Annotated in this window: 25 protein-coding genes; 8 read left to right on the top strand and 17 right to left on the bottom strand. The window is 64.7% G+C overall.

Annotation, left to right across the window (positions count from 1 at the left end; translation table 11 throughout):
• Nucleotides 1-3 precede the first annotated feature (3 nt).
• From IBJ82_RS22395 to IBJ82_RS22370, 6 genes are all read right to left on the bottom strand, one after another.
• Nucleotides 4-1,041 (bottom strand): MlaD family protein, encoded by a 1,038-nt coding sequence (locus IBJ82_RS22395; protein WP_194827934.1) that lies wholly within the window; start codon nt 1,039-1,041, stop codon nt 4-6.
• Complete coding sequence (locus IBJ82_RS22390; protein ID WP_194827933.1) at nt 1,038-2,303, bottom strand: MlaD family protein; 1,266 nt, start codon at nt 2,301-2,303, stop codon at nt 1,038-1,040. The genes IBJ82_RS22395 and IBJ82_RS22390 overlap by 4 nt, the downstream gene beginning before the upstream one ends.
• Complete coding sequence (locus IBJ82_RS22385) at nt 2,304-3,158, bottom strand: ABC transporter permease (RefSeq protein ID WP_194827932.1); 855 nt, start codon at nt 3,156-3,158, stop codon at nt 2,304-2,306. It lies immediately after the preceding gene.
• Nucleotides 3,158-3,988 carry an ABC transporter permease gene (locus IBJ82_RS22380; protein ID WP_194827931.1) on the bottom strand — a complete coding sequence of 277 codons (831 nt, stop codon included), beginning with the start codon at nt 3,986-3,988 and terminating at the stop codon, nt 3,158-3,160. The genes IBJ82_RS22385 and IBJ82_RS22380 overlap by 1 nt, the downstream gene beginning before the upstream one ends.
• 2 nt (nt 3,989-3,990) lie before the next feature.
• Nucleotides 3,991-4,485 carry a hypothetical protein gene (locus IBJ82_RS22375; protein ID WP_056815092.1) on the bottom strand — a complete coding sequence of 165 codons (495 nt, stop codon included), beginning with the start codon at nt 4,483-4,485 and terminating at the stop codon, nt 3,991-3,993.
• Nucleotides 4,486-4,786: 301 nt separating this feature from the next.
• Entirely contained in the window at nt 4,787-5,440 is a 654-nt protein-coding gene (locus tag IBJ82_RS22370; RefSeq protein ID WP_370585429.1) for a TetR family transcriptional regulator, read from the bottom strand.
• Nucleotides 5,441-5,601: 161 nt separating this feature from the next.
• Between IBJ82_RS22370 and IBJ82_RS22365 the strand changes: the two genes are divergently transcribed.
• The 3 genes from IBJ82_RS22365 to IBJ82_RS22355 all read left to right on the top strand — a co-directional run bounded on the left by IBJ82_RS22365 (nt 5,602) and on the right by IBJ82_RS22355 (nt 7,060).
• Nucleotides 5,602-5,841 carry a hypothetical protein gene (locus IBJ82_RS22365; protein WP_194827930.1) on the top strand — a complete coding sequence of 80 codons (240 nt, stop codon included), beginning with the start codon at nt 5,602-5,604 and terminating at the stop codon, nt 5,839-5,841.
• A gap of 174 nt (nt 5,842-6,015) precedes the next feature.
• Nucleotides 6,016-6,234 (top strand): hypothetical protein, encoded by a 219-nt coding sequence (locus IBJ82_RS22360; protein WP_194827929.1) that lies wholly within the window; start codon nt 6,016-6,018, stop codon nt 6,232-6,234.
• A 28-nt stretch (nt 6,235-6,262) separates the two neighbouring features.
• On the top strand, nt 6,263-7,060 hold the full coding sequence (locus tag IBJ82_RS22355; protein ID WP_194827928.1) for a SigB/SigF/SigG family RNA polymerase sigma factor: 798 nt from the start codon (nt 6,263-6,265) through the stop codon (nt 7,058-7,060).
• A gap of 180 nt (nt 7,061-7,240) precedes the next feature.
• Here IBJ82_RS22355 and IBJ82_RS22350 read toward each other — a convergent pair whose 3' ends face one another.
• The gene (locus tag IBJ82_RS22350) at nt 7,241-8,881 is read right to left on the bottom strand and encodes a CocE/NonD family hydrolase (protein WP_194827927.1); all 1,641 of its coding nucleotides are present in this window, start codon (nt 8,879-8,881) and stop codon (nt 7,241-7,243) included.
• A gap of 254 nt (nt 8,882-9,135) precedes the next feature.
• Between IBJ82_RS22350 and IBJ82_RS35455 the strand changes: the two genes are divergently transcribed.
• Entirely contained in the window at nt 9,136-9,651 is a 516-nt protein-coding gene (locus IBJ82_RS35455; protein ID WP_194827926.1) for a helix-turn-helix domain-containing protein, read from the top strand.
• Between the two features lie 36 nt (nt 9,652-9,687).
• Here the strand turns inward: IBJ82_RS35455 and IBJ82_RS22340 are convergent, their stop codons facing one another.
• Nucleotides 9,688-10,479, bottom strand: coding sequence for a MerR family transcriptional regulator (locus IBJ82_RS22340; protein ID WP_194827925.1), 792 nt, complete (start codon nt 10,477-10,479; stop codon nt 9,688-9,690).
• A 227-nt stretch (nt 10,480-10,706) separates the two neighbouring features.
• Between IBJ82_RS22340 and IBJ82_RS22335 the strand changes: the two genes are divergently transcribed.
• Nucleotides 10,707-11,948 carry a CdaR family transcriptional regulator gene (locus tag IBJ82_RS22335; protein ID WP_194827924.1) on the top strand — a complete coding sequence of 414 codons (1,242 nt, stop codon included), beginning with the start codon at nt 10,707-10,709 and terminating at the stop codon, nt 11,946-11,948.
• 45 nt (nt 11,949-11,993) lie between these two features.
• On the opposite strand, the gene IBJ82_RS22330 is transcribed toward IBJ82_RS22335, so the two are convergent.
• A complete protein-coding gene (locus IBJ82_RS22330; RefSeq protein WP_370585468.1) occupies nt 11,994-12,728 on the bottom strand; it encodes a TetR/AcrR family transcriptional regulator in 735 nt (244 codons plus the stop codon).
• A 250-nt stretch (nt 12,729-12,978) separates the two neighbouring features.
• Here IBJ82_RS22330 and IBJ82_RS22325 point away from each other — a divergent pair, with 250 nt between their 5' ends.
• From IBJ82_RS22325 to IBJ82_RS22315, 3 genes are all read left to right on the top strand, one after another.
• Nucleotides 12,979-13,221, top strand: a complete 243-nt coding sequence (locus IBJ82_RS22325) for a CsbD family protein (protein ID WP_194827923.1) — start codon at nt 12,979-12,981, stop codon at nt 13,219-13,221.
• Nucleotides 13,222-13,330: 109 nt separating this feature from the next.
• Complete coding sequence (locus IBJ82_RS22320) at nt 13,331-13,771, top strand: hypothetical protein (RefSeq protein ID WP_194827922.1); 441 nt, start codon at nt 13,331-13,333, stop codon at nt 13,769-13,771.
• 199 nt (nt 13,772-13,970) lie between these two features.
• Nucleotides 13,971-14,471, top strand: a complete 501-nt coding sequence (locus IBJ82_RS22315; protein WP_194827921.1) for a GNAT family N-acetyltransferase — start codon at nt 13,971-13,973, stop codon at nt 14,469-14,471.
• Between the two features lie 23 nt (nt 14,472-14,494).
• On the opposite strand, the gene IBJ82_RS35100 is transcribed toward IBJ82_RS22315, so the two are convergent.
• The 8 genes from IBJ82_RS35100 to IBJ82_RS35450 form a co-directional block, all read right to left on the bottom strand.
• Nucleotides 14,495-14,620 (bottom strand): hypothetical protein, encoded by a 126-nt coding sequence (locus IBJ82_RS35100; RefSeq protein ID WP_255533018.1) that lies wholly within the window; start codon nt 14,618-14,620, stop codon nt 14,495-14,497.
• 89 nt (nt 14,621-14,709) lie between these two features.
• Nucleotides 14,710-15,621, bottom strand: a complete 912-nt coding sequence (locus IBJ82_RS22310; protein ID WP_194827920.1) for an alpha/beta hydrolase — start codon at nt 15,619-15,621, stop codon at nt 14,710-14,712.
• Between the two features lie 235 nt (nt 15,622-15,856).
• Entirely contained in the window at nt 15,857-16,300 is a 444-nt protein-coding gene (locus IBJ82_RS22305) for an NUDIX hydrolase (RefSeq protein ID WP_194827919.1), read from the bottom strand.
• Between the two features lie 420 nt (nt 16,301-16,720).
• Complete coding sequence (locus tag IBJ82_RS22300) at nt 16,721-18,058, bottom strand: lipase family protein (protein WP_194827918.1); 1,338 nt, start codon at nt 18,056-18,058, stop codon at nt 16,721-16,723.
• A gap of 298 nt (nt 18,059-18,356) precedes the next feature.
• A complete protein-coding gene (locus tag IBJ82_RS22295) occupies nt 18,357-19,379 on the bottom strand; it encodes an alpha/beta fold hydrolase (protein ID WP_228537546.1) in 1,023 nt (340 codons plus the stop codon).
• A 169-nt stretch (nt 19,380-19,548) separates the two neighbouring features.
• Nucleotides 19,549-20,604 carry a GDSL-type esterase/lipase family protein gene (locus IBJ82_RS22290; protein WP_228537545.1) on the bottom strand — a complete coding sequence of 352 codons (1,056 nt, stop codon included), beginning with the start codon at nt 20,602-20,604 and terminating at the stop codon, nt 19,549-19,551.
• Between the two features lie 437 nt (nt 20,605-21,041).
• Nucleotides 21,042-22,637: a GMC oxidoreductase gene (locus IBJ82_RS22285; protein ID WP_194827916.1), complete on the bottom strand. Its 1,596-nt coding sequence runs from the start codon at nt 22,635-22,637 to the stop codon at nt 21,042-21,044.
• Between the two features lie 694 nt (nt 22,638-23,331).
• Nucleotides 23,332-23,592: a hypothetical protein gene (locus tag IBJ82_RS35450; protein WP_370585428.1), complete on the bottom strand. Its 261-nt coding sequence runs from the start codon at nt 23,590-23,592 to the stop codon at nt 23,332-23,334.
• Nucleotides 23,593-23,722 lie beyond the last annotated feature (130 nt).

Below are 23,722 nucleotides of genomic sequence, written 5' to 3'. Positions count from 1 at the left end.
GCCTCACCTGCAGATCGGTGATTGTTGGATGGTGCCGGTCGGCGAGGCCAGCGCGACGATGGTCGGCACGAGGGTCGCGAGCGCGGGCAGAAAAGTCACTCCCATATTGCACAGGTAGGTGTTGAGGTAGGACCCTTCCTGGCTCGCCCTGGCCAGCCCCTTCAGCAGGGCAGGCAGGTTGAAACCCAGGTAGGCGAAACTGTCCTTGTTCTGCTCGAAGTGCTTGGTGAATCCTGGTTCGCGCGTGAGGAATTCGTTCAGCTGCGGCCGCACGTCGTCGACGACGGTAGCGAGGCGACCGGTCACCGACGCCACTGTCGTCAGCGACCCCATCAGCTCGTCACGGTGGCGCGAGAGCCCGTCGATGATCGACCGTGATTGTGTGAGCAGGGTGCTCACCTGGCCGCTGTGCGCCGCCAGATCTCCCACCACCTGGCTCAGGTTCGTGATGACCGCGCCGAGCACCTGATCCGGCCCGGCGACGGACTCCGCGAGGGTGGAGATCTGCGCGATCAGCAGAACCAGCGAGGTGTTGTCGCCCTGTAGCGCGGTGATCAGCGCACCGGTCACATTGTCGACCTGCTGCGGATCCAGACCGCCGAACAGCGGCTCGAACCCGTTGAGCAGCACCGAGATATCGAACGAGGGTTCGGTGTGCGCGAGCGGAATCTCCCCACCGGGCGACAACTCCTGTGGCTCGCCGAAGTCGGCCAGCGCCAGGCCGAGGTAACGCTGGCCGATGACGTTCTGATAGGTGATCGAGGCCTTCGTATTGCCGAAGACCTTCTGTTGCTCCTCGACTCGGAACCGCACCTCGGCGCGATTGCCGACCAGCGCGATCCCGTCGACGCGGCCCACCCGCACTCCGGCCATCCGCACGTCGTCACCGACACGCAAACCGGTGACATCGCTGAAGACCGCGGAATACGTTCTCGCCGTGCCGTCTACGCCTCGGTGCAGCGTGACGAAGGTGACCCAGATCAGTCCGAGGGACACGATCAAGAACAGGCTCAGCCCGATCAATGAACGACGAAAGCTCATCGGCCGCCCCCGAACGGCAGTGGAGCGTCGGAGAGCAGTTGGGCCAGTACCGATTCCGCGGCATTGGCCTCCCCACCCAGAATCCGTCGGATCAGATCCTGTATCTCCGGACTCAACTGGGGCACCGGATACGACCGCGGATTCATGCTGGGCGACAACTCCTGCTCGGGGATCGCAGTCGGCGCGGTGGCGCAACTCGGCGCGGCCAACTCGCCGTATCGAGGACAATCCGCGCGGGTATAGGCGGTGTGTGGGCTCAATCGGAACTGGAACTTTCCGGTGCCCATCTGGGTGTCGGAGTTCCAGAACTCGGCGAACCAGAGATCCGAGATCGTCTTGATCCGGACCACGATCGGCGCGAAGCCTGCGGCGCCCTCGCCCACCACATCGAGTACCGGCACAAGATCATTCGTCACCGTGACGATCTGATCGGTATGTCGGGTCAGGCCGCCGCCCACCGCGGACAGGGTGTTGTTGCCCGCCGAGAGCAGGTTCAGAAGTTCCCCCTCGCGTTCGGCGACCGTGCGTAGCGGAAGCACCGCGGAGTGCAGGGCATCGAGCAGATCAGGGGCCGCCGCGTTCAAGCCGTGCACTGCCTCGGCCATCGCGCCGAGGGTCGACGGACCGCCGTCGGGTGTGAGAAGTGCGTCGAATTCCCTGGTGATCCGGTCGAGTTGCCCACCGGCGCGCACGATGTCGCCGCCCCGCCGATCGGTGGCCTGAGCCACTGCGGCGAGCAGGCCGACGGTGCTGTCGGATCCGACTCGACCCGTGGCGGCGATGATCTCGCGCAGCTTGGTCAGTGCGGTCTGGAGTTGGACGGTCGCGAGACTGCGGTCCTGGGCGATCTCGGTATCGGCGGTCAGCGCGGGGCCGGGCCCGTTGTCCACCAACTGGATCGAGGACACCGCGAAGACATTGCTCGGCACCACCCGCGCGGTGACCGTGCGCGGCACACTCGACGCGTAGGCCGGGTCGAGCAGCAGTTCGACCCGATTCGGACCGCCGTCGGTGGCGAGCGTCACCGCGGCCACGGTGCCGATCAGCAGACCACGGAACTTCACGTCGGATCGGTCGGGGAGGCCGTCACCGAGCTGATCCAGCATGGCGACCACCTCAACCTTGGCGTCGAAGCGGCCCGTCGACTTCATCAACAGCGCGGTGACCACAGCCACCGTGAGCCCAATGAGCAGCACGCCACGCAGCAGCAGCGAGAAGCCGCCGGGACCGCGCCCGTCCTTCTCGAACAGAGTCGCCGACATCTACCCTCCCAGCCGTGCGCTGGAACCGATGCCCCAAAGACCGATCGTCAGCAACAGATTGACGAGGATCATCACCGAGATGGACGCCCGCATCGCCCGACCCGCGGCCGTGCCGACACCCTGGGGGCCGCCGGCGGCGTAGAAGCCGTAGTAGCACTGGATCGTCGAGGTGAGGATCACGAACAGGATTGCCTTGATCAGCGAGTACACGATGTCGGGGCCATTGAGCACCAATTGGAAGTAGTGCTGATAGGTGCCCGCCGACAGGCCGCCGGACAGGCCGACCACCACTTCGACTGCCAGATAGTTGGCCGCCAGGCACACCAGATACAGGGGAAACATCGCGACCACCGACGCGAGAATCCTGGTGCTGACCAGATAGGGAATGGCGCGAATGGCCATCGCTTCCATCGCCTCGATCTCCTCGGCGATCCCCATCGCACCGAGTTGCGCGGTGAACCGGCAGCCCGCCTGGGCGGCGAAGGCCAGCGAGGCCATGATGGGCGCCAATTCCCTGGTCGACGCGGTCGAGGCGATCAGCCCGACGGTGGGTTCCATGCCGAGCAGGTGCAGCGCGTTGTAGCCCTCCAGGCCCACGATCGCGCCGCCCGCCGCGCCGAGCACGATGATGACGCCCGCGGTACCGCCGCCGACGACGATCGAACCGTTGCCCCAGGTGATGTCGGACAGGATGCGCAGAAATTCCTTGCGGTAGTGCCGCAGCATCACCGGGATCGAGAACAGGGCCCGAAACAGGAACGTCCCCATGTGGCCGAGACGCATGGCCCCGGAGCCCAGCCGGACCGCGGCCTGGTAGATCGGCCTGACCCCCGGCGGATAGTACTGCGCGGCCATTACAGCCCCTGCCGTGGCAGCAAGATCATGTACAGCTGGGTGAAGGCGACGTTCACGATCATCAGCAGCAGGATCGAGGAAACCACTGTCGAGTTGACCGAATTCGCCACGCCCGCTGGTCCGCCTTTGGTCGTCAACCCTTTCTCGCAGGCGACCACGGCGACGATCGCTCCGTAGACAACGGCTTTGATCATGGTCAGCACCAGATCGTCGACGGTCGCGAAGGAGGAGAAGGTCGCGACGAAACTTCCCGGTGCCCCGCCCTGGACGAAGACATTGAACAGGTAACCCGCGAGAAAGCCGACGAAGCAGACGATTCCCGTCAGCGACACCCCGATCAACACTCCGGCCGCCAGCCGGGGCACGACCAGACGGCGGATCACCGAAACGCCCATGATCTCCATGGCGTCCAACTCGTCGCGGATCTTGCGCGACCCGAGATCGGCGCAGATCGCCGAGCCGACGGCCGAGGCCATCAGCAGCGCCGCGACCATCGGCGCCCCCTGTCGGATCACCGCGAGCCCACTCGCCGCGCCTGCGAGCGAGGTGGCGCCGACCTGTCCGGCCAGCAACCCGAACTGGATGGACAGCGTCACCCCGATCGGCAAGGCGACAAAGATCGTCGGCAGGGCCGCTGACGATGCCATGAACGCGGCCTGTCGGACGAACTCCTGGAACGCGAACCGGCCGGTGACCACATCGATGGCAAGAAACCGCAAGGCACGCGTACCCAGGACGAATTGGCCGCCGACCGTTTCCAAGGCGGCAATCGGGTGCCGGCGGAGGTAGCCGCGCGCCCAGTCGGCTATCTCACGCTCGGCCGTTGCCATAGTCAACTCGTGGGGACCAATCCAGCAGTGGCCCGTGGCGCGCTGACGCGGAACACTTCGGTGGGGCCGACTTCTTCGGCGGGAAATCCCGCCGTTGCCAAGGCGCAAGCTTTGAAAGCGCGCGCAGCGCGGCTCACTCGATGGTGCGTGATTCTCACCCGATCCTCGAGTTCGGCCGGAAGAGCACCGCCCCACAGCGACAGCTCGGCCGAACGGTGGTCGAGGCAGTCCAGAATCCCGTCGCGAACACGACAGTCCTCGAACATCTGGGTGGGTACCGCCACAGCATGCGGCCACGTGTCGTGTTTCGGTGCGGCGAGCGACTGTTCGATATCGAGGACTGTCGCACCCAGGATCTGCAACGGGCGGTCGTCGGAGTGGTCGTCGACCAGTACGGTCACCTCCCACCCGGCAGTCGTCCGATCGAAGAGCCAGCCCCCGGCGTAGCGAACGACTTCCAGGGCATTCGGCGCGACGATGGCCAGGCGATATCGCAAGGGATGTCGGCGGGCGTGGGCTCTCCAGTGCGCGGAATCAACAAATTGTGCGGCCATGGGCTTCCCATCCAAACTTCGAATCTGAAGATCTCGACAGGTACGCCCCCGCGCCCGAAATGCGACCGCTCGGAGCCCCTGCCGACCACACGGTAATCCGGTTACTCCCAATGTGACAGCAGTCTCATCCAACTAACTTGTGATCTACATCACAGCGATTATGCATTGACGTGCGGTGCTGAAATTCGTTTTATCGCAGGTCAGTCGGGTTATGAGCACGGGTATCGGAGATACCAAGCGGTATCTAGCGGTCCGGCCCGTAGGGACCGGCCAGCGACGGATACACCGGGAACGGCGAGCCTGCCGTGCCGTCGGTCGCGCGGACGCTCTCCGGCGGAGCCACGCTGTTGCTCGTCAAGCGGTCGATCGCTCGCTCGAGCGTGGGCAGAATCTCGGTCACGTCGAGTTCCCTGTCGACGAATCGACCGGTCAACGCGTAGATCATATTGGTGACGATCAGTCCGATATCCTCGACGTAGGCGGGTTCGTAGCCCTCGAACAACAGCGCGGCGACCGGCAGCACGGCGCTGACGCCCTGTGCGTCCAACTGCCGACCGCCGATACCCCGACGCGCACGGTGGTAGGCCTCGAGCATTCTGGGATTGCGTTCCCACGGCTCGAAGACGTGTCGTATGACGCGGACCAACCCGTCGCGCAGCGATTCACCCGCAACAGGCAGTTCCAGCTCGGCGTAACTGTTGATCGCCATCCAGCGGGTGACAGCGGCGACGATCAGCTCGTCACGGGTGGCGAACTTCTTGTACACCGTCGCGAGCGAAACCTGGGCCCGACGAGCAACCTCCTTGAGCTGCAGCTCGTCGTACCCGTCCGACATCAACATCTCCATCACGACGTCGATGATCCGGACCGAGGAATCCGTTTCCGGTGACCGTTTCACCCCCCTAAGGTATCGCCGCTGGTCGATCGCCCTGCTCCCACTCCCTGGCTGATCGACTCGACGCCGCAGATCTGGCCGTATTCGTCTATGAACCGGCCACGCCGATCTCGACGGCACCACCGCCACCAGCAACCCGCCAGCTCGACCGGACCGTCGAAATCATGACTCCCGTGTCGCCGGCCTCACCTGCGCACGACGTAGGGCGCGATCGAGCCGAGCTTCTCACAGGTCTCCTCGTCGAGGGATTCGCGCTAGGGATACCGGAGGCGGTCACAGGTTCGGTCGTCGGCGAGCAGTCCCTGGACCATCGATGCCAGATGCTGGACACTCCCGCGTTCCCCAAGACCGCGGCCGCGCAGCCCGGGATCGCGGCCGATACCGCGATGCCGTCCAACTGCTGAAGGATGCGACCCGAGTCGGCGACGGCGTCGCGGCCGCCGACCTGTCGGGCGAGACGTGAACTGACGCTTTCCCATTGGACGGGTGTTTCAATCCCGAAATCCGGAACCGCCACCGTCTCAACATCATCGACACATTCCGGTTTATTCGCCTCCACGACGGTCAACCCTGCACTCATGACCAACCCACGTCATCAGGCACCGAGCACACCGAACACGGATCTGACCAGCACCACCATCATGCTGGCGACCTGCGCGTTCGTTCTGCTGAGCCTGGCCACCTCGACCGAGACGCCGACCGTCGCCCTCGTCGGCGCCCTCAGCCTCGGTGCCGCGATGACGATGTCCTCCAAAATGCTGGGCCACCACAGCCTTCAAGTCACCTCCCCCCGTTGAGCGTTACGAACACCAGGAGCTGATCCGCATGTCCACCACCGCCACCCGCCCCACCTACGAACACGCCGAACCCCTGTTCGAACACCTGGCGCTGACCGACCCGCACAGCCCCGAACACACCGCCCTACGCGAGGAAATCATCGAAATCTGCCTCCCCCTCGCCGAGCACATCGCCCGCAAATACGCCGGCCGCGGTGAAGCATTCGACGACCTCCTCCAAACCGCACGCCTCGGCGTAGTCATGGCCGTCGACCGCTACGACGTGAGTACCGGATCACCGTTTTTGGGGTTCGCGGTCCCCACCGCCATGGGCGAAGTACGCAGACACTTCCGCGACCACATCTGGCCCCTACACGTCCCACGCCGCGAAAAAGAACTACAAGGCAAAGTCCGGGCAGCGACCGACGAGCTGACCCGCCGACTCCACCGCTCCCCCACCGCCCAAGAACTCGCCACCGAACTCGACGTCCCCGTCACCGACATCGCCCGCACCCTCGTCGCGGCCAACGCGTTTCAGACACGCAGCCTCGACACCCCCGCACGCGAGACCGACGGCGATCCCAGCATGACCATCGCCGACACCTTCGGCGACGAAGACCCCCGCTACCAACTGACCGAAGACACCATCACCGTCGCACCCCTGCTCGCACAACTGTCGACAGAAGACCGCCAACTACTGATCTGGCGGTTCTACGACACACTCACCCAAGGCGAGATCGCCGAACGTCTCGGTGTCTCCCAAATGAGCGTGTCACGCAAACTCACCAGACTCCTGAATGATCTGCGCGCCCAGACCACCGACGACCAACTCACACTCGCAGGCTGAACGCCCACCTTCGCCTGCTCGGTTTGCCCGCTTGGCGACAGCGCACCCACCCCCGGTAGGTGCGGCTCGAGAGCGTCCGCGAAGGCCTCCCATGGAATCGACCGCAGGGCCATGGGAGTCCTTCGCAGCGACTGATTGCCGGAGACCGCGCTGTCCTGGGGCAATCAGTCGCCGGTGGAATCAGTCGGCTATCGGGATATCGATAGCCGCAGCACCGTGGAAGGCGGACAGTGTCACCACGGTGCCGGGTTCGGTTTCGCCGGCGTACAAGGGATCCTCGGTGGCGAGGATGACCGCAAGCCGGTGGTCGACGGGGACTCGATAGTCAGTGGCCTGCAAATGCAGTTCGACCGCGGTGGGATGTTCCGGTACGACGTTGCTCACGGTGGTCGCGGCATGGGTGATGATCTTCAGGTTGCCGGTGACCACGTCCAGGTCGAAGAGGTAGGCGACGACGGTGGCTGCCTTGGTGGTGGGAGTCACCGTCAAACGAATTCGCGGGATACCCGCGATGTGGTGCGGCGACTGGAGCGGGGCGCTCGTCCACACCGCTCCGGCGGATCGGTCGACCTCGGCGAGCTTGTGACGCACGGGCATGAGCAGCCGCTCACGGAAGCCATCCATGACCAGTACATTCACGGCACGGACATTCGGCTCACCGGACCGGATACTCCGACTGAAGTCCGAAGGCGGGTCGAGAACCAGCGCACCATCGCCGGATCCGCTCGCAGGTGCGGCGAGATAGTAGGTGCGGATCGGGTTGGACGACCAGCCTTCGACACCGACGAAGGAGGAGACGGTGAAGCTATGCATAGTTTCCGTGTGCACGACACCGTCGTCATCGATGCCGTTGTCGACACCGTTCAGATAGTGGTCGAGCCAGTCGTACGCGGCCTCGGTGGTGCGGGTGTACACACCGAGCAGCAAGCCCGGAATCTCCACTGCCCCATGATCTCCGATTGCCAGATCCAGGCGCTTGGGGCCGGGGAACTCGGCGAAGTAGCTCAGCAGCTGGTTCTGGGGAAAAATGGTCTCGTGCCAGTAGCTGGTGAAGAAGGTCGGCACGGGGCGACGCTCATCCGGGAGGTGGGCGGGTGACCGCCGTCGCGCGTACTCCAGCACACCGTCGATATTGGTGTTCGTCCGGAAGTCCTCGAGTACTTTCACCAGTTCGGCGCTGGGGTTCGTGCTGATCGCACCCAGCGCTTCGGCGGCGAGGATGTGGCGGGTCCGGTTGTCGTACAACGCTTCGCCGAGATCAGCCCATGTACTCAGGGCGACAACCGCTTTCACGCGCGGATCGGCTTGAGCGACCAACTGGCCGATACCTGAGCCGTAGGAGATGCCAGCCATGCCGATACGCTCCGGATCCGCCTGGATTTCCGGGTGATCAAGCGCCCAATCGATCACCAGCGAGCCGTCTGCGACGTCTTCGGGACCGGCCACCGTCAGCTCACCACCGGAACCGGGCAAGCCGCGCTCGGTATAGGCAACGACGGCGTAGCCGCGCATGAGCAGCCGGATCAGCGCCCCGGAGTACATTTTCCAGCCCGCCGGGTCCAAGCCTGCGGGAAGCACGACAAGCGCATGGGGGCCGTCGCTGGTCGGCCAGGCGGCCATCCCGTCGAGCAGATCGCCGTCGTAGCCGGGAATCTGGACCTGAGCGAACCGGCACCGCCCGCGGACGGCGGCGATGTCATCGACCAAGTAATCGGGGACACCGGCCGCGTTCCCGGTGAGCAGATCGGAAACGACGGCCGACGCGGCGGCTTCCTGATCGGGGGCGAGCAGACGCAGGCGGTTCGGGCGAGCTTCTGGCATGGCGATCTCCTGTCGAATTGGTGTATTTCACGGCAGCAGAACAGTTTCGCGACAAGCAAGGGAGCCACTGCGGGATCAGATCCGAGCCACCCCCGCTCGCCAGTTATGCTACATCGACATCAATCGCCTATGTGTTGTGTTGCAACAGTTGGCATCCCGATCTCCCCGCTCCGCGCTAGATGACTGATCATGTTCTGCCCCAACGCTTCACAGCAACGACCAGCCCCGGCGCACTGGGTTACTACCTTCTCTCCGTGGCCATTTCGACAGCCGCTGGACCTTCATGCGAACGTCGTTGCTGGCGCTCGCCCACCGCCGAGCTCTCTGCCTGCCTGGCGGGTAGCTCGATCCATGCGGCCTTCGGGCTGCCCGCGCACGGGGTGGCGGGCTTTCGTCGTAGCCATCTGGAATCGCTTGCCACACAGAAGATGTCACGCAGGATCGCTCTGCCCGGCCGACTCGTGCTCTACGACTCGATCGAGCTGGAGCATCTGATCAGCCAGGACCAGGAGTCGATGGACTCGTTCATCGAGCAAGAGCTCAACGGACTTCTGGGAGCGGACACGAACGCTGTGCGTTTGCGCAAGACCCTGACCTGCTATCTGGACTCGATGTGCAGTGTCGAGGCCACCGCGCGCGAGCTGGGCGTGCACCGAAACACCGTGCGATACCGGCTCGAACGTATCGAGCAACTGCTGGGGCATCAGGTCGCAAGCCGGCGACTCAAGTTGGAAGTCGCGCTCAGATTGGCTGCGGCACTGTACAACTGACACCGTCTTCGTCGCCGTCGCGGCTCACCCCGATCCTTACGACTCCGAGGTTTTCTCGGGGTTGTCCATCGTGGAACTCGCTGGGACATTGTCTGCGGCGTGGCTGAGTTGCTGGGATATTTCCGGCAGGTCGATTCCAATTCGCCGATCCATGGCCCGGGCGAGGTGTTCGTCGGCGGCCTGACGTACCACCGGTCGCAGTTCGGCCAGGGTGCGCGACAGGTGTTGCAGTTGGGCATGCGAGGGCTGATCGAGAACAGGCCCGAGGAGATGGGTGCGGAACTGCTGTACGAAAGCGAAGGCCATACGATCGAAGCCGGCCTCCAGTTCCCAGCTCAGCGCGAGCAACGCGCGCAATGGAATCCCCGCCGCCACCAGCGCCGTGGCCGTGTCGAGCAGGCGCCCGCTGTAGTAAATGAGTCGATCGCCCTCGACACGCAAGTGTCCCAGCGCGATCGCCTCGGCCATGATCTCCGGCGTGACCTGGTCTCCGAAGCGGTCGAGCAGCTCGGTGAGATCGATATCGATCTCACCGTCAGCCCACGCCGTCGCGGCCGCCGATTCGAACCCGAGCAGCTCGGAGACCCCGCCGCCCGACTCAGCGCTTGTCAGCAGGTCCGCGATCCCCTCGAGGCTGTGACCACGAGTGAGCAGATCGCTGATCAAGGTCAGCCGCTCGAGATGACTGTCGTCGTAGAACGCGTGGCGACCACGCCGCACCGGCGGCGAGAGCAAACCTCGTTCCTGGTAGTAGCGCACCGTGCGCACCGGGACCTCGGCGGCCTGCGCCAACTCCGCGACCCGATACTCCCTTTCACTGTCCACCATTCCCACCTCCATCCACTGATAGCGAGGCGATCCTATCCAACTGTCCCAGAAGCTGCTGTGGCGGTCGCGAGCAAGCAGAGGGTCAGTTTTCCTGACATGAGCAGGCAGATCGACATTTCTATGGCCAAATAGCACCTCGATAGTTACAGTGTTGACTGTAACAATGGGCGGCGCCGGAGGTCGGCAAGCGGGGACGTCGATTGGCACGCCACAGGAGGTCGGAAACCATGCTGACGAGCAGCCCGTGCGCGGAGGAGGTTCAGATAGCCGGGGTGTCCGCGGCCCTACGTCTGCGCCACGACCACAACCTTTCCCAGCGGTTGCTGGCGCAGTGGGGTGGCCTGGACGACAGCCGGCGAACGGTGTTGCCGTGCGGGGTGTCGTGGCGGGAAGCCGACGAGGTTATCCAGGTTTGCCTGGATCTGACCGTGGCCGCGATGCAAGGTCGACCACTCGGCGAGCCACCTGCTCAGCTCAGCGCGCGAATCGGCGATTGGGCCGCGGAGGGTGTGCCACTCGAGTCCGTGCAACAAGCCACCCACACGGGTTTCCGGTTTGTGCTGAATCAACTGACCCGACGCGCCACCAGCGCCGACGGCAGGGCTGTCACGATGGCCGGACAACGAGTTGGCGAGGTCCTCGAACAAGTTACAACCAGCTTCACCAGCGCCTATCTCCGTTACGTCCGCGCCGAAACGAGCGGGCGCACCGATGACTCCGAAGCGCTGAGCTCAGCTCTGATAGCCGGGTCAGCGACGCCCGCGTGGGCCAGGGGCCGCGGGTTCGAGATCGGTGAGGCCTACGCGGTACTCGCGCTGGCCGCCGCATCCGAACATCCGCACGATCCCGCCCTCAGCAAGATCGAGGCTCGTGGGTGGTTGCGCCGACTACGCGAGGAACTCGCGTCGTGTGCCGGCATTTCGCCGCTGGCACAGCTGAGCGAAGGCGGCGGAACGGTACTGATCCCCGATGACAGCGACGACGGCACCGCTGCGGAGAACCTGTTCGACCGCCTGCAGGCCGCGGCCGCGACACCGCTGCGGGCAGCGCTCGTCCATGCCCCCACCCGCCACATCCCCGGGGCGGCGAAGGAAGCCCACGAACTGCTCGATCTCGCCGAAAGGTTGCACCGACCCGCAGGCCGGCTGTATCGCATGCGGGATCTGGTGGTGGAGTACCAGATCACCCGTCCCGGGCCCGGCCGGCAGCGACTGGCAGCGATTTTGGCCCCCCTGCACGATCAGCCTGATCTAGTCGAGACGCTGACGGAATACCTGCGCTACAGCCGCAACCGCAGACATGCCGCGAAGACCCTGCACATTCACCCGAACACCCTGGACTATCGACTCCAGCGCGTTGCCCAGATCACCGGCATGGACCCCACCCACGTCGACGGGTCGTGGTATCTGCAGTCGGCCCTCGTTGCCCATGTCCACGAATCCGGTAGTGGCAACCCGCACCACCTGTAGGGAGAGCGTCGAGGACTGTCGGGCACGACATCGTCGAGCCGCCGCTCAGGGGCTTTGTCGAGCGCGGCGCATCGCTTCGAGCCGATCGAGCAGTGCCTCGAGGGATTCTTCGAACTCATCGGCCGCACGGTTGTCTGCCAGATGGCCCTGCAGGCGATAGACATGGGGGTAGTCGGCCAGATCTGACGATTCGTGCTTTCCAGGCTCGGCGGTGGCGATCGGGCTCAACTCGACCCCCATGGTCGCCACCTCGAGAAGGAGGTGGCCGAGCAGGAACGTAGCGAAAGACCGATAGACCTGGACTGCCTGACGGTCGTCGAAGCCATAGTGAAGCATGGTTTCGAGGAAGGATTCCATCCAGTTCAGACTGCGCAGCGGCGGGCACAGCCAGGGCGCTTGCGGTGGACTCGCGGCCATCAACGGGAAGACCTCGGGGTGCTCGATGGCGACGCGGCGTACACCATGCGCCAGGCGCTGCAGGTAGCCCTGCCAACTGCCGCCCTCGTCGTCGGGCTCCATCAGGTTCTGATCGTAGAGCTGGTCGACGAGATGATCGACCACACCGGCCAACAGGTCGTCCCGCCCGGAAACGTACCGGTACAGGGCCATGGCCTCGACGCCGAGCCACGAGCCCAGACGGCGCATCGTGAGATGCCCCAGGCCTTCCTCATCGATCAGTGCAATCGCTGATTCCAGGATCAAGACGCGATCCAGCCGCGGGGAGCGGCGAGCGCCCCCGTCCCGTGGACCGTTGTCGCGCAGCTCGGCGCCCGAGTCGATCGTGTCCTCGCTCAGGGCTGAGCTCCTGTCAAAATCTTCGGGCCCTGGTCGTCCAGCAGGCCGCTATAACCCCAGGATACCGGGATGTTCCGGCGGATTTCAATGCACCCCGTCGCGTAATGATCGTCACAAGGGTTTACAAGATAAACCGGAATATGTTTATCTTGTAAACGGCAGCCGTGGAGCTGCCGAGCCCCGGGTTTCGCTCGCGTCACACGGGGGAAGTGCTGGGCCTACGGAAGGGAAAGTCGTGTCTGACAACGACAGCGGAGTAGAGGCCGGAGTCAAGGGCGTCGTCGAGGGCGTGAAGGGCAAGGCCAAGGAGGTCGCGGGGGCCGCGGTGGGCAACGACTCGTTGCGACGCGAGGGCCGTGCACAGCAAGACAAGGCCGATTCTCAGCGCGAGGTCGCGGAGAAGGAAGCCGAAGCCGAGAAGGCACGACTTGAGGCATCAGCCAACGAAGCACGTCAGCGCGCCGCTGAGCAGGACTGACAGCTCGTGCCAGCTGGGCCCGGCCGGGAGAACCGGCCGGGCCCGTCGGCTCAGTAACAGGGGTCGTGGTGTCACGAGCCGCTCGGTTCGGAAAATGAGGAGTGACGTGATGGAAAAACCCGCGATGCTGCGAATGGACAGCACGGCGCGAACGACGCCCGGGTGCTCCGACCGACAATGGGCTGCGCGCGAGGCGGTGCTGAAATGGGCACACAACGAAGACCTCCTCGACAACCCGCTGCCGGTGCTCGGCGCCTTCGTCGTCGGGGCATCGGTCTGCTGGCCGGGTGAATCGCTCACCGAGGACGAAGTAGTTCGCGCGTCACTGTGGTTGACGAGAATGGGGCTGTTCAACTCCATCGATCTCGACCCGGCATTCGGTCACCGCGCAACCATCTACCGCCCTCGGATCACCGCCGAAGGAATCCGCGTCGCTCGCGGCCCCGGTGGAGTTCGCGGTATTTCCTGGCCAGGCATCACGATGCGCCCGCCCGGTCGGCCGATGCCGCCGCCGTGCGATCTCACTCCTCCCCCGCAACAGACCGGGTAGACGACAGCTGCCGGGCGCCTCGTTCTCGACCCACAATCTCGACGCGACTGCTTGACAAAGGCGAGTTCCCTTGTGCTGGAATCGCTGTGGGCGACCTGCTCGGCGAAATGCTGCTTTCGCTGCTCATGACCTGCCGGGTCTCCCTGATCAGCACCCTCGCGTGTGACAAGCCCGGCGATCCTCGACCATGCTCGACCGCATGCTGATTCGCACAGGTGGCTCCGCCGACGCTGCGGCCATCGCCGCTCTCCATACCGCCAGTTGGCGCATCGCCTACGCGGGTATCTTTCCTGACGAGTACCTCGACGGCCCGGTCGACGCGGATCACGCCACCCGCTGGCGCACGCTGTTGTCCGAGCCCGTCACTGCGGGTGTGTTCGTCGCCGAGAAGGATTCCACCGTCGTCGGTTTCGCCCATTTCCGTCCGACCGAAAACGGCAGGGTCCTGCTCGACAACCTCCACGCGCACCCTGATGCGCACGGCGTCGGTATCGGTACCGGCCTCATCGAGTCGGGCCTGGCCTGGTCGGCCGCTACCTACCCCGACCGCCCGGTCTACCTGGAGGTCCTCACTGCGAACACACCCGCCATCAAGTTCTACGAGAGTAGAGGCTGGCACCGAACCGGTTCCGGCACCGTCGCATTCGAGGCGGGATTCACTGTCCCCGAATACGAGTACACCTGGCAGCCGACGGGGTGAGCGGCGTCTGACGGCGGTGACCTTCACGCCAACTTTCGGGGATGCGGTCCGAGTCCCACATCGGCCACCACCGGCAGCGCTACCCGCCACAACGCCCCGCGCACCTGCTTCTCCCCGAGCCCGTAATACTCTGTGGTCCAAGCAGTCACAGCGGTCGCCGCCAGGCCAGGCACCGGCTTGACCGGTCTGGCGGCGGTCGGCCCATGAGCTGGTCGGACTCCGATTCGACCTCCCGACGTTATGTCGTCGGGGTGCTGTGGGAGTCGCGACTGGCGGGGGTCGAATCCTGTTCGCCGACGTGGCGGTGGAGGAAAGCGATCTGGTCGGCGACGACAGCTTCGTGTTGGGGTCCGTCGTAGATGTCGAAGTGGTCGACGCCGGGATAGAGGCGTAGTTCCGCGCGCGGTGCGCGACGGGCGGCGCGAATCGCTGGGCCCGGTGCCGCGACCTGGTCTTGTTCACCGACGCAGACCAGCCACGGGCAGTGCAGGTCACGCGCCGCGCGTGCCGGTCTGAATGGTCGGCCGAGCAGCCAGCGGGCACTGACACGGTTGCGCCAGCGGGAGTCCTCGCCGAGCGAGACGACACGACGCCAGCCGTGGTCGCTGTCGGGTGCGTTGATGAAGGCAGGTTCGTGTGGCTGCCCGACTGCGGGCAAGTAACCTCCTCGCACGGCTGTCAGCAGAGTTCGCAGCCGCACCGTGAGTGGCCCGCGATAGGCCTGCGAGATGATGTCGAGGAACGGTACTTGGCTGATCGCGGCAGCGATCGCGGGATCCTCAGCGGCGGCAGCCAGCGCGTTACCGCCGCCCATCGAAGAGCCGAAGGTGACCACTCGCAGCGCATCGACTTCGGAGCGGGTGCGCGCGTAGGCGATCGCGGCTCGCCAGTCCTCGAGTTGGCGGGCGGGCACGAACAGGTCGGGTTCGCCGCCACTGTCACCGAATCCGCGGTGATCGAAAACCAGCGCGGCGAATCCCGCGGCGGCGAAGCGTTCGGCGAACGCACCGAGCCGGTCGCGGCGGGTTCCGGAAAGGCCGTGTGCCATGACGATCACTGGACCGGGCCTGCTCACGCCGCCGGCGGGATACCACCAGGCGGCGCACCGGTCGGCGCCAGAGACGAAGGTCAAGTCCTCACGTGTACCCATGACATCGAGTCTGTCCCCGCCAAGATGGCGGCGCTGGCAAAAAACGGTCATCGCGTTCGGCAGCTTGACGTACTCCGGTTATGCCGGGTCAGTGCACTGACGGAAGAAGCAGCGCAAGGACACTGAGTACGATGGTCTGGTCTTGGACTACGTCGCCAGCCGACTCAACCGATGAAACGGCCATCATCCCGTGCAGGGTGGTAGAGCAGCCGCACCGACCGTCGGTATCGGTCGCTCAGGAAGCGCCGAGAGCCTTGTAAGTCCCGAGGATGCTGCGAATCGAGGGAGTAACGAGTAGTTCTCGGTCCAAGGACACCCACAGGTACCCAGCGTGGGTGGAGAGGCGGATGGGGCCGGTGGCTTTCACATCAACGGCGAAGTGCAAGCGTCTCACCGGTTTTCCCGCTGGGGACAGATAGTCGAAGTCGCCGACATGATGTCGGATTCCGGTGACGGTCAGACCCGTTTCCTCGCGGACTCCCCGCGCCAGCGCCCCGGCAACCGACTCTCCAGGTCCCACGGTGGCGCCAGGCAGTTTGTGGGTAAGCCGGATGGGACCGGTGCTGTTCACTTCCAGGAGCAGCACCTCTCCCCCACGGTCGATAATCGCGCCGACGCGCAATCCGAACCCGTCGCGTTCGCCGCGCGGTAGGACCTCGTCGTACATCGGTGTCGACATCGATGGATTCACCAACCTTTGGTCGAGAACAGTAACCGCGCGTGCCGTAGCCACCCGAAGGTGGCTTCGGTGTCAATTGTGCCTGGTGCCGGGTTCATTCGGAGATGATCGACTCCGAATACTTTCATACGAATGCGTCGAGTTCTACGGCGCGGCGTCGAGTCGGAGCGGTTCCATGTGGACCGCAACCGTTGCCGCTATCAAAACTGCTGGGCACCCTCGCAGCTACCGTGACATCAACTCCAGTCGGCGACCTCCCAGACGGAGCGGTGCTGAGGGGTCAGGCCGCCCGGTGCCCACTATCGTCACCCACCGACGCGCGGCTGGATTCACCACCAGCACACTCCTGCTGGCGCGTCGTACCATCCTCGAAGAAGGAGCTTGCCGTTCCTCGATGATCGACAATGTCGCGGCCTCCGCTCAGTTGAACGTGCAGCCGGTGATCGGCTTATCAGCCAGGCGATCGAGCAGGTAGGTGATCGCGTTGTCCGGTCCGAATCCGTCGATCAATTCGGGTCCGAAGTGGTTGGGAATGGTAGCGCCGGAAAGGATCGGCGGCAGGTTGTTGGTGCGGAAGGTGACCGTGGCACCTTCGGCGCACCAATCTTCGGCGAGTTGGCGAGCCTGGCCGTAGGGGACGGTGTCGTCGTTGAGGCCGCTGGTGATCAGCACCGGTGTCGCAGGAGCGACGCTGCCGATGCGAAGTTCGGCGAGGGCGGGAGCGGCCTCGGGGATGTCGCGCAGATGTTCGATCAGTGGGCGACCGTCGTTGGTGAGCGAGCTGGTTTTGAGGAACGGATGTTTGAGGATGATGTCGCCGACGCACTCATTGCTGAGGGTTTCGAGCATGGCTCGTCCGGCCGGGCTGGTCACCCGGTCGACAGCCGCGTTCAGTTCGGGGTAGCGGGCGAGTAGTCCGTTGATGGCGAATCCGATGGCGCCGCCGATGAGGGCACCATCGATGCGGGCAAGGATCGCGGCGAGATCGGCGGTAGGTCCACCTGCCCAGGTGCCCTTGAGATTGAGTTCAGGTGCGTAGCTGTGGTGCAGTTCCGCGGCGCCCGCGGTGGCGCCGCCGCCCTGGGAATAACCCCAGAGGACGAGCGGTGTTTCCGGCCCGACTCCGCCGAGGTTGTTGGCGGCGCGAGCGCCGTCGAGGATGGCGTGCCCTCCTTCGATCCGATTGGCGAAGGTATGGATGCCGGGAGTGCCGAGACCGATGTAGTCGGTGACCAGGACGCGAGCTCCCAGTGCACTCCAGGCCGCCGAGGACGGCAGTTCCTGGTTGGCAGACAACGACAGCGAGGGATCGGCGGACAAGGTGAGCCCGGTGGAGAAAGCGACCGACATGGCGCACTGATCGCCTTGGCCCGCGGTACCGGGCCCGATGACAACGGTGGGCCGTGGCCCCGAACCCTGCCATGGCCCCTGGGGCTCGATGTAGGTTCCGGTGACTGCGGCGGGAGACCCGTCCTGATACTGCGTCGTGTACATGACACGCGTGGCATCGACGGGCCAGCCCGCAGCGGTAGGCGCAGTCGCGAGGATACTCATCGGTTCGGTCTTGACGATCGCGCCGGGCGTGCTCGAAATCGACGCGGGCGGGGTGTAGAACGCGCTCACCGGAGCAGCGGCGGCTTGGGGTACCCCGATGCCTCCCACGACTACGCCGATGGCGGCGACACATGCCGTGGCCACCACCCGAACCGAACCGGGAAGCGCATTCGCCTTTGAGCGCAACCCATGCTTCCTATGCATTCAGATACTCCCCGTGAATTCGGTTCGGCACCGTCGCCGAGTGACTCAGGTCTCGATAGACGTCAGAGATGGTGTCCATCACGTCAACGCGACTTCGGAACGGTAACACGGTTACTCGTCAGTACGGAACCCCTTGATCGAGTCCCCAACTCTGCGGCGGTGGATCAAGGCTCGAGGTCGGCAGTAGCGACCTGGAATCCGGGCATCCTTCAGTGTGAATCCGCGTCGAGGCGATAGGCGCGCGCAATGACATGGGCCGTGTCTGCGCAGTATCCCCGGCGTTAGCGCAAACCCTTCCTCACCTGTCACCGAACCGGTCACGGGCAACGGCGTCATCGCGATCAGCGACATCTAGGAAGGTCCCGATTTCCGCTGCTGTCTCTACTGGACGTTCGAGGTGTGCCAGATGCCCGGTATCGGGTAGGTCTACGCGGCGAATGTCGGGAACCATCGCCGCGATGATGTCGGCGATGACGCGAAAGTCCTGCACATCGTCCGTGCCGGTGATCAGTAGCACCGGCATGTCCAGATCTGGCAAGCACTCGACGTGGGGCCGCGCCGGTGGAATCTCCCGATCGGCATCCACCCAGACGCGGCAGGCATCCGCGGCGATGGTGGCCCGTAGTTGGGCGGCCAGCGCCGGATCGCGGCGGGCGGTGGCGAACAACGGGTGGTGAAACCACATGTCCCTGACGCGTTCGAGGTCTCCACACCGGGCAGTCCTGGTCAACTCCAGCCAGCGCCCCCGCCAAGTGTCCGACCAGTCCCAGTCGGCGAGTCCTGGACTGATCAGCACCAGTCGATCGACCCGATCCGGATAGGTGAGTGCGAAGTCGACGGCGATCCGGCCTCCCATGGAGGCACCGGTCAACGCAGTCCGCTCGATGCCCAGTTCGTCGAGCAGCACAGCCAAGTCATCGGCATGGCGAAACCTCGCGGTCGTTCGGTCCTCTGATTCGCCACAGCCACGTAGGTCATACCGCACACAGCGATTGGTCACCGTGAGCGGCGACCACATCGGGTCCCACGTCGAATGATCTCCCCCCGCACCGGGCACGAGGACATGCGGTGAACCCTCCCCGGTAACTTCGGCCCATAGTACGACGCCCGAATCTGCCTGGATCCGATGTACTTCCGGCACGTCATCTCCTTGAACATGGCCCGCGCGGTGTTGCCGGCCGAGGAAGCTCGACGGCGGCGGGCGCACGAGTGTGGGTGCGACGCAAACGCAGACCTCGATCCAGTCTTGACTACAGCCTGAGCCCCGCTGTAGCGGCTTGCGCAATCTCGTTGTCCCGCAAACGGATCGCCGAAAACGCATGTCGGAGACAGAGCTCGAGGCTTGAAAGTCTCCGTCGAGCCCTAGCGGCCTGGGCCGGGTCGAAGAACGTCAGCCGATCGTATTTACCTGCGAGGACGGTGGTCCCGCACTGGGATTCGATCCATGCTTGGTGGCGCAGTTCTGGGCGCAAACAGTGACCCTACTTGCGTTAACAGGCGGGGAAACGAGTCTCCTCCAGCATGGATAGTTGGATCGTATCCGCCATCGCCTGATAGCCGGCAGGGTTGGGGTGTAGGCGGTCCGGACTGGCATAGACGTCTTGTAGGACAGTCGGATTGGCAGGGTCACGGAGGGCAGCGTCGAAGTCGACGATGCCGTCGGCGAGGGTTTGGTTACGTATCCAGGTGTTGATCTGCTGACGGTCGGTCTCGCTGCGCGGGGCCAACACGACGCCGTTGACAACGGCGTCGGAGGCTGGGAGCAGTGTGCCGATCCACACCTTCTTGCCATGCTGCCTTGCTGTGGTGATGAGCTGCTGATATCCGGCGATCATCGTTGCCGCGGCGGCCTGTGGTGGCAGACCGAGGTCATTGATTCCCTCTTGGAGAAGGACTCCGCCGACTCCAGCTTGTTCGAGCACGTCTCGCTCGAACCGGGAAAGGCCACTGGGGCCGAGAAGTAGCGGTTCGCCGCTGGTCAGGAGTCGATTGCTGCCGATCCCGGCGTTGACGACCGAAAGGGGAATGCGAGCGGCGTCGAGGCGCCGTTGCAGCAAGTCCGGGTAGCGTCCGTTGGTGTCGGCCACCGCACGGTCAGCGGGGACAGCAACCGCGGTGGTACCGACGAAGCCATCGGTGATGGAGTCGCCGAACGCGACTATGGCTCGGGTCTCGGCGGGTGCGAGCACATCCAGGGCATTGACATAGAACCAGGCGTTGGTCGTGGAGGTGAACCGCGCGGGGTCTAACTGTCCTGTCAGGTCGCCACTACCGGCGGGGGAATAGTAGGAGGTGGCGTTGGCATTCCAGTGTTTCGTCGGCGGACCGACTGAATCGGCTATGTGGATACTGATCGCCAGCGGACTGAACGACGCGACGGTGAACGGCACTGGGTCGCTCAGCGCATCGGCTCCAGCAGCGAGCGTGATCGAAGGCTTACCGTCGAAGAGAACCGGTGCGATGTTCGCTGCGGCTGCACCCGACACCTGATCACCGACGCTGACCGTGTCGAAGGTGACAGGTGTGAGCCCGAATCGGTTCGTCAAACGGACACGTACCTGTGTTCCGCCCAGATGTGGGGTAATGACCATACGAAAGGTTTGATTGTTCACAGTCAGCGGAACAGGCCCACCGGATGCGTCCAACGGTGTGACCGAATCAGTGGGGCTGGCCGCCCAGGACGCTACGAAATGCTCTCCACCGCAACCGGATTCTCGAGCTTGCGCGAGGGCGGGTTGTATCGCGATGGCGGGTTGTATCGCGCCCAAGACCATGGTGCCTGCTGTAGCGGCGATAGCGAAGGGCACGCGCCACGCCGATGAGATCCCTTGCCGAGGGGGGTGAATTGTCATGTCGGAGAATTTCATCATCGAATTCCTGCTTCACGTCGTGTGATTCGCCGGGCTGCTTCGCACGACATGGCATTGGTCGTGTCTGAATTGCCATTGAGCCGGGCCGCTGCCGCATTCCCTGTATCCACCGGTCAGATGAGGGTGCCGATATCGCGGGTGACGATATTGTCCAGTGCCCGTTCGGCGACCGCGGCGATGGTCATCGACGGGTTGCAGGCCGCGGTATTACCGGGCATCAATGCGCCGTCGAGAACGTAGAGTCCAGGTTGATCGTGTACGCGGCCGTCGAGGTCGCAGACCGCGCCCATGCTCGCCCCACCCAAGGGGTGCCAGGTGGACGGGAACAGTGCGTTGGTATCGAGGAGCATGCCGTCAGGTCCGGCGATGCGGTGCACGGCGGGGTTGATGTGAGTGTTCTGAATGTAGCTGTCGCCGTTGGCGGGCCAGTGCAGGATCGCGTCGTCGCGACCCGAGTCGTAGGCGAAGGCGCCGCGGCTGTCGCTGACTCCGTAACCGACCATCATGGTGCTGCGCGGGTCGAGCGACAGCGGCGGCAGGGACGCCTGGATGACGGTGTGCGCGGAATGCGGATCGTCCCAGTTCTTACTGCCGTAGACCACCGGACCGCCCTGAGGTGCACCGAATTCGGCCGACGGGTCGGTCCAGACGTAGATTCGGTCGGCATTGGTCCCCCACCCCTGGCCGAGTCCGTCGGGTAGATCGGGGATCTGCCCCTTGGCGCCCGCGCGAACCAGTAGGCGAGTCGTGTTGAGGCTGCCCGCGGCCATGATCAGGGTGCCCGCGGTGAGGATCTTGTTCTCGACCACCGCGCCGGTGGTGTCCAGGCGCAGCACATGCACGATCCACCGGCCGTCGGCGGCGCGTTCGACGTCTGTCACCTCGTGCAGCGTCTCGACCTTCACCAGCCCCGTGGCCTCGGCGGCCGCGATGTAGGTGACGTCGACCGAATGCTTGCCGCCGTTGTTCACGCCCATCGCGCCATCACCGTTGGTGTAGGACGGTTTCATCTCCCCGCGCAGTTCGGCGAGCGCGAAATCCCAGTCGATGGGCATGGGGATCTTCGACAGCGGCATGCCGGCGCGCTGTACACGCTCGGCGAAAACCCTTGCTGCTCGGTAGCTCTCGCTCGCGACCAATTCGTCGGGAGCCTCGGCCAGTTTCAGCATCTTGGCCACTCGCGGATAGTGCACCCGATCCATCAGCGCCCAATCGAGTTCGGCCGGGAAGTGGGTGTCGAAGACTTCCCTGGTCGGCTGGAGTGACATCCCCTGGTAGACCAGGGAACCGCCGCCGACGCCCGCCGCACACAGGGCGGTCATGTTCACTCCCGGCACGGCTTCGACCAGGCCGGTGTAGGGCTCGAAGATCATAGGGCGGCCGAACAGGTTCGGACTGGAGCGATACCAGAGAAGTCGTTTGTCCGGAGATGAGGCCCGGGGGAAGGTTTCGGCGTTGGGGCCGGTGGGCCAGCGCAGTCCACGTTCGAGCACCGTCACCGGCACCCCCGCCTGCGCCAGTCGCAGGGCGCTGACGCCTCCACCGAATCCCGAGCCGATGACCACGACCCTGTGCTCTTCGCGCGTCAGCGGAACAGTGCCGGGCTGCGCGGCGACCGGGGCAGCCGAATTGACCGAGCGTGCGCCGAGAGCGAGGGCACCGGCCGCGGCAACACCGCCCAGCAGGGAGCGGCGCGAGAATGCGGGCATCACGAGATCCTTCGTATTTGTCTGACCAAGCAGGCAGAGCGGGTTTGGTTGTTCGGGACTTCTTGCTTTCCGCGGATCAGGTCCGCGGCGTGGTGTCGATCAGCGGAAAGTACGGCCGGTGAACGGCTGTGCGGGAGACTGCCGAGCACGAAGGTGATCTCGTAGTCGAGGCCGAGACCATCGATCCCTTCATGACCACTGCTCGAGCCATCAGGTCGACTCGCGACAGCGATGACGGGTTCGCGGTGTTCCTGCACGTCGCGCCCAGGTCGGCGCCGCGAGATCGCAATCGGTTGAGTCTGGACGGCCGATACCTGCTCGAGTATTCGCAAACGGGGTGGCCGGAGGCGTGTTAACGGCGTCGGCCCCGACCGCCGACGCCGCGGCCGTACGGCGAATAGTCACCACTGCGCCGAGCCGTCCTGCCATCGCGAACTCGCGCTGACTCAACCGACACATACGACACGCTCCATGTACGCCACCCGCTTGCTTCATTGCTTCGGTGTGCTCGTTTGCTGTCGACCATGAGGTGCGTCACAGCAAAGCCGTCGTACAGTAACATGGTTACTCATGTCGCGTCAGGTGTAGCGCCCCACCTGCATCGTCGACTTGTCCGATGGGCCGGTTATGTAGTTTGAGGTCAGCTCCCCCGTAGCCTGCCGCAGGAGATCGGGTGAGCAGACTCGTGAACCGTCTATCGCCCTTGCGAGTTGGCTTGCTCGTGATGCGTCCACCCACCTGGTCGCCGTTCGCGGCTCGACTCAACAACAAGGAACCGCTGCAACATCGACCGCACCGCCTGATCCTTCGCGGGTTTGCGCCGTCGGGCGGGCTGCGGTCCGGCGGCATCGGCGAGCGCGTGCAGGTGCTGGGTTTCGGCTTCGTCGAGTTGTAGCGCACGCGCGAGGCTGTCGAGGACCTCGGGGGACACGCCGGTGAGGTCGCCGCGCTCCATCCGGGCGTAGTAAATCGACGCTCATCCCCGCAAGCATCGCGACTTCCTAGCGGCGCAAGCTGGGAACACGGCGCTGCCCGGCCCGGTCACCAGTCCGGCCTGCCGCGGAGTGATCCGTGCGCGCCTGGTC

This window comes from Nocardia sp. XZ_19_231 (assembly GCF_015355705.1).
GTDB lineage: Bacteria > Actinomycetota > Actinomycetes > Mycobacteriales > Mycobacteriaceae > Nocardia > Nocardia salmonicida.
The sequence above is the reverse complement of the archived record's forward strand: the minus strand, read 5'-3'. Positions and strand labels throughout refer to the sequence as shown.

Bases quoted from the DNA above. Each gene is read 5' to 3' on its own strand.
- IBJ82_RS22305 (WP_194827919.1), bottom strand. From the start codon at position 16,300: ATGTCGACACCGATGTACGACGAGGTCCTACCGCGCGGCGAACGCGAC.
- IBJ82_RS22335 (WP_194827924.1), top strand. From the start codon at position 10,707: ATGCTGACGAGCAGCCCGTGCGCGGAGGAGGTTCAGATAGCCGGGGTG.
- IBJ82_RS22350 (WP_194827927.1), bottom strand. From the start codon at position 8,881: ATGCCAGAAGCTCGCCCGAACCGCCTGCGTCTGCTCGCCCCCGATCAG.
- IBJ82_RS22315 (WP_194827921.1), top strand. From the start codon at position 13,971: ATGCTGATTCGCACAGGTGGCTCCGCCGACGCTGCGGCCATCGCCGCT.
- IBJ82_RS22340 (WP_194827925.1), bottom strand. From the start codon at position 10,479: ATGGTGGACAGTGAAAGGGAGTATCGGGTCGCGGAGTTGGCGCAGGCC.
- IBJ82_RS22395 (WP_194827934.1), bottom strand. From the start codon at position 1,041: ATGAGCTTTCGTCGTTCATTGATCGGGCTGAGCCTGTTCTTGATCGTG.
- IBJ82_RS22295 (WP_228537546.1), bottom strand. From the start codon at position 19,379: ATGCGTTTTCGGCGATCCGTTTGCGGGACAACGAGATTGCGCAAGCCG.
- IBJ82_RS22300 (WP_194827918.1), bottom strand. From the start codon at position 18,058: ATGCATAGGAAGCATGGGTTGCGCTCAAAGGCGAATGCGCTTCCCGGT.
- IBJ82_RS22355 (WP_194827928.1), top strand. From the start codon at position 6,263: ATGTCCACCACCGCCACCCGCCCCACCTACGAACACGCCGAACCCCTG.
- IBJ82_RS22385 (WP_194827932.1), bottom strand. From the start codon at position 3,158: ATGGCCGCGCAGTACTATCCGCCGGGGGTCAGGCCGATCTACCAGGCC.
- IBJ82_RS22380 (WP_194827931.1), bottom strand. From the start codon at position 3,988: ATGGCAACGGCCGAGCGTGAGATAGCCGACTGGGCGCGCGGCTACCTC.
- IBJ82_RS22310 (WP_194827920.1), bottom strand. From the start codon at position 15,621: ATGGGTACACGTGAGGACTTGACCTTCGTCTCTGGCGCCGACCGGTGC.
- IBJ82_RS35450 (WP_370585428.1), bottom strand. From the start codon at position 23,592: ATGGAGCGCGGCGACCTCACCGGCGTGTCCCCCGAGGTCCTCGACAGC.
- IBJ82_RS22365 (WP_194827930.1), top strand. From the start codon at position 5,602: ATGACTCCCGTGTCGCCGGCCTCACCTGCGCACGACGTAGGGCGCGAT.
- IBJ82_RS22390 (WP_194827933.1), bottom strand. From the start codon at position 2,303: ATGTCGGCGACTCTGTTCGAGAAGGACGGGCGCGGTCCCGGCGGCTTC.
- IBJ82_RS22285 (WP_194827916.1), bottom strand. From the start codon at position 22,637: ATGCCCGCATTCTCGCGCCGCTCCCTGCTGGGCGGTGTTGCCGCGGCC.
- IBJ82_RS22320 (WP_194827922.1), top strand. From the start codon at position 13,331: ATGGAAAAACCCGCGATGCTGCGAATGGACAGCACGGCGCGAACGACG.
- IBJ82_RS22360 (WP_194827929.1), top strand. From the start codon at position 6,016: ATGACCAACCCACGTCATCAGGCACCGAGCACACCGAACACGGATCTG.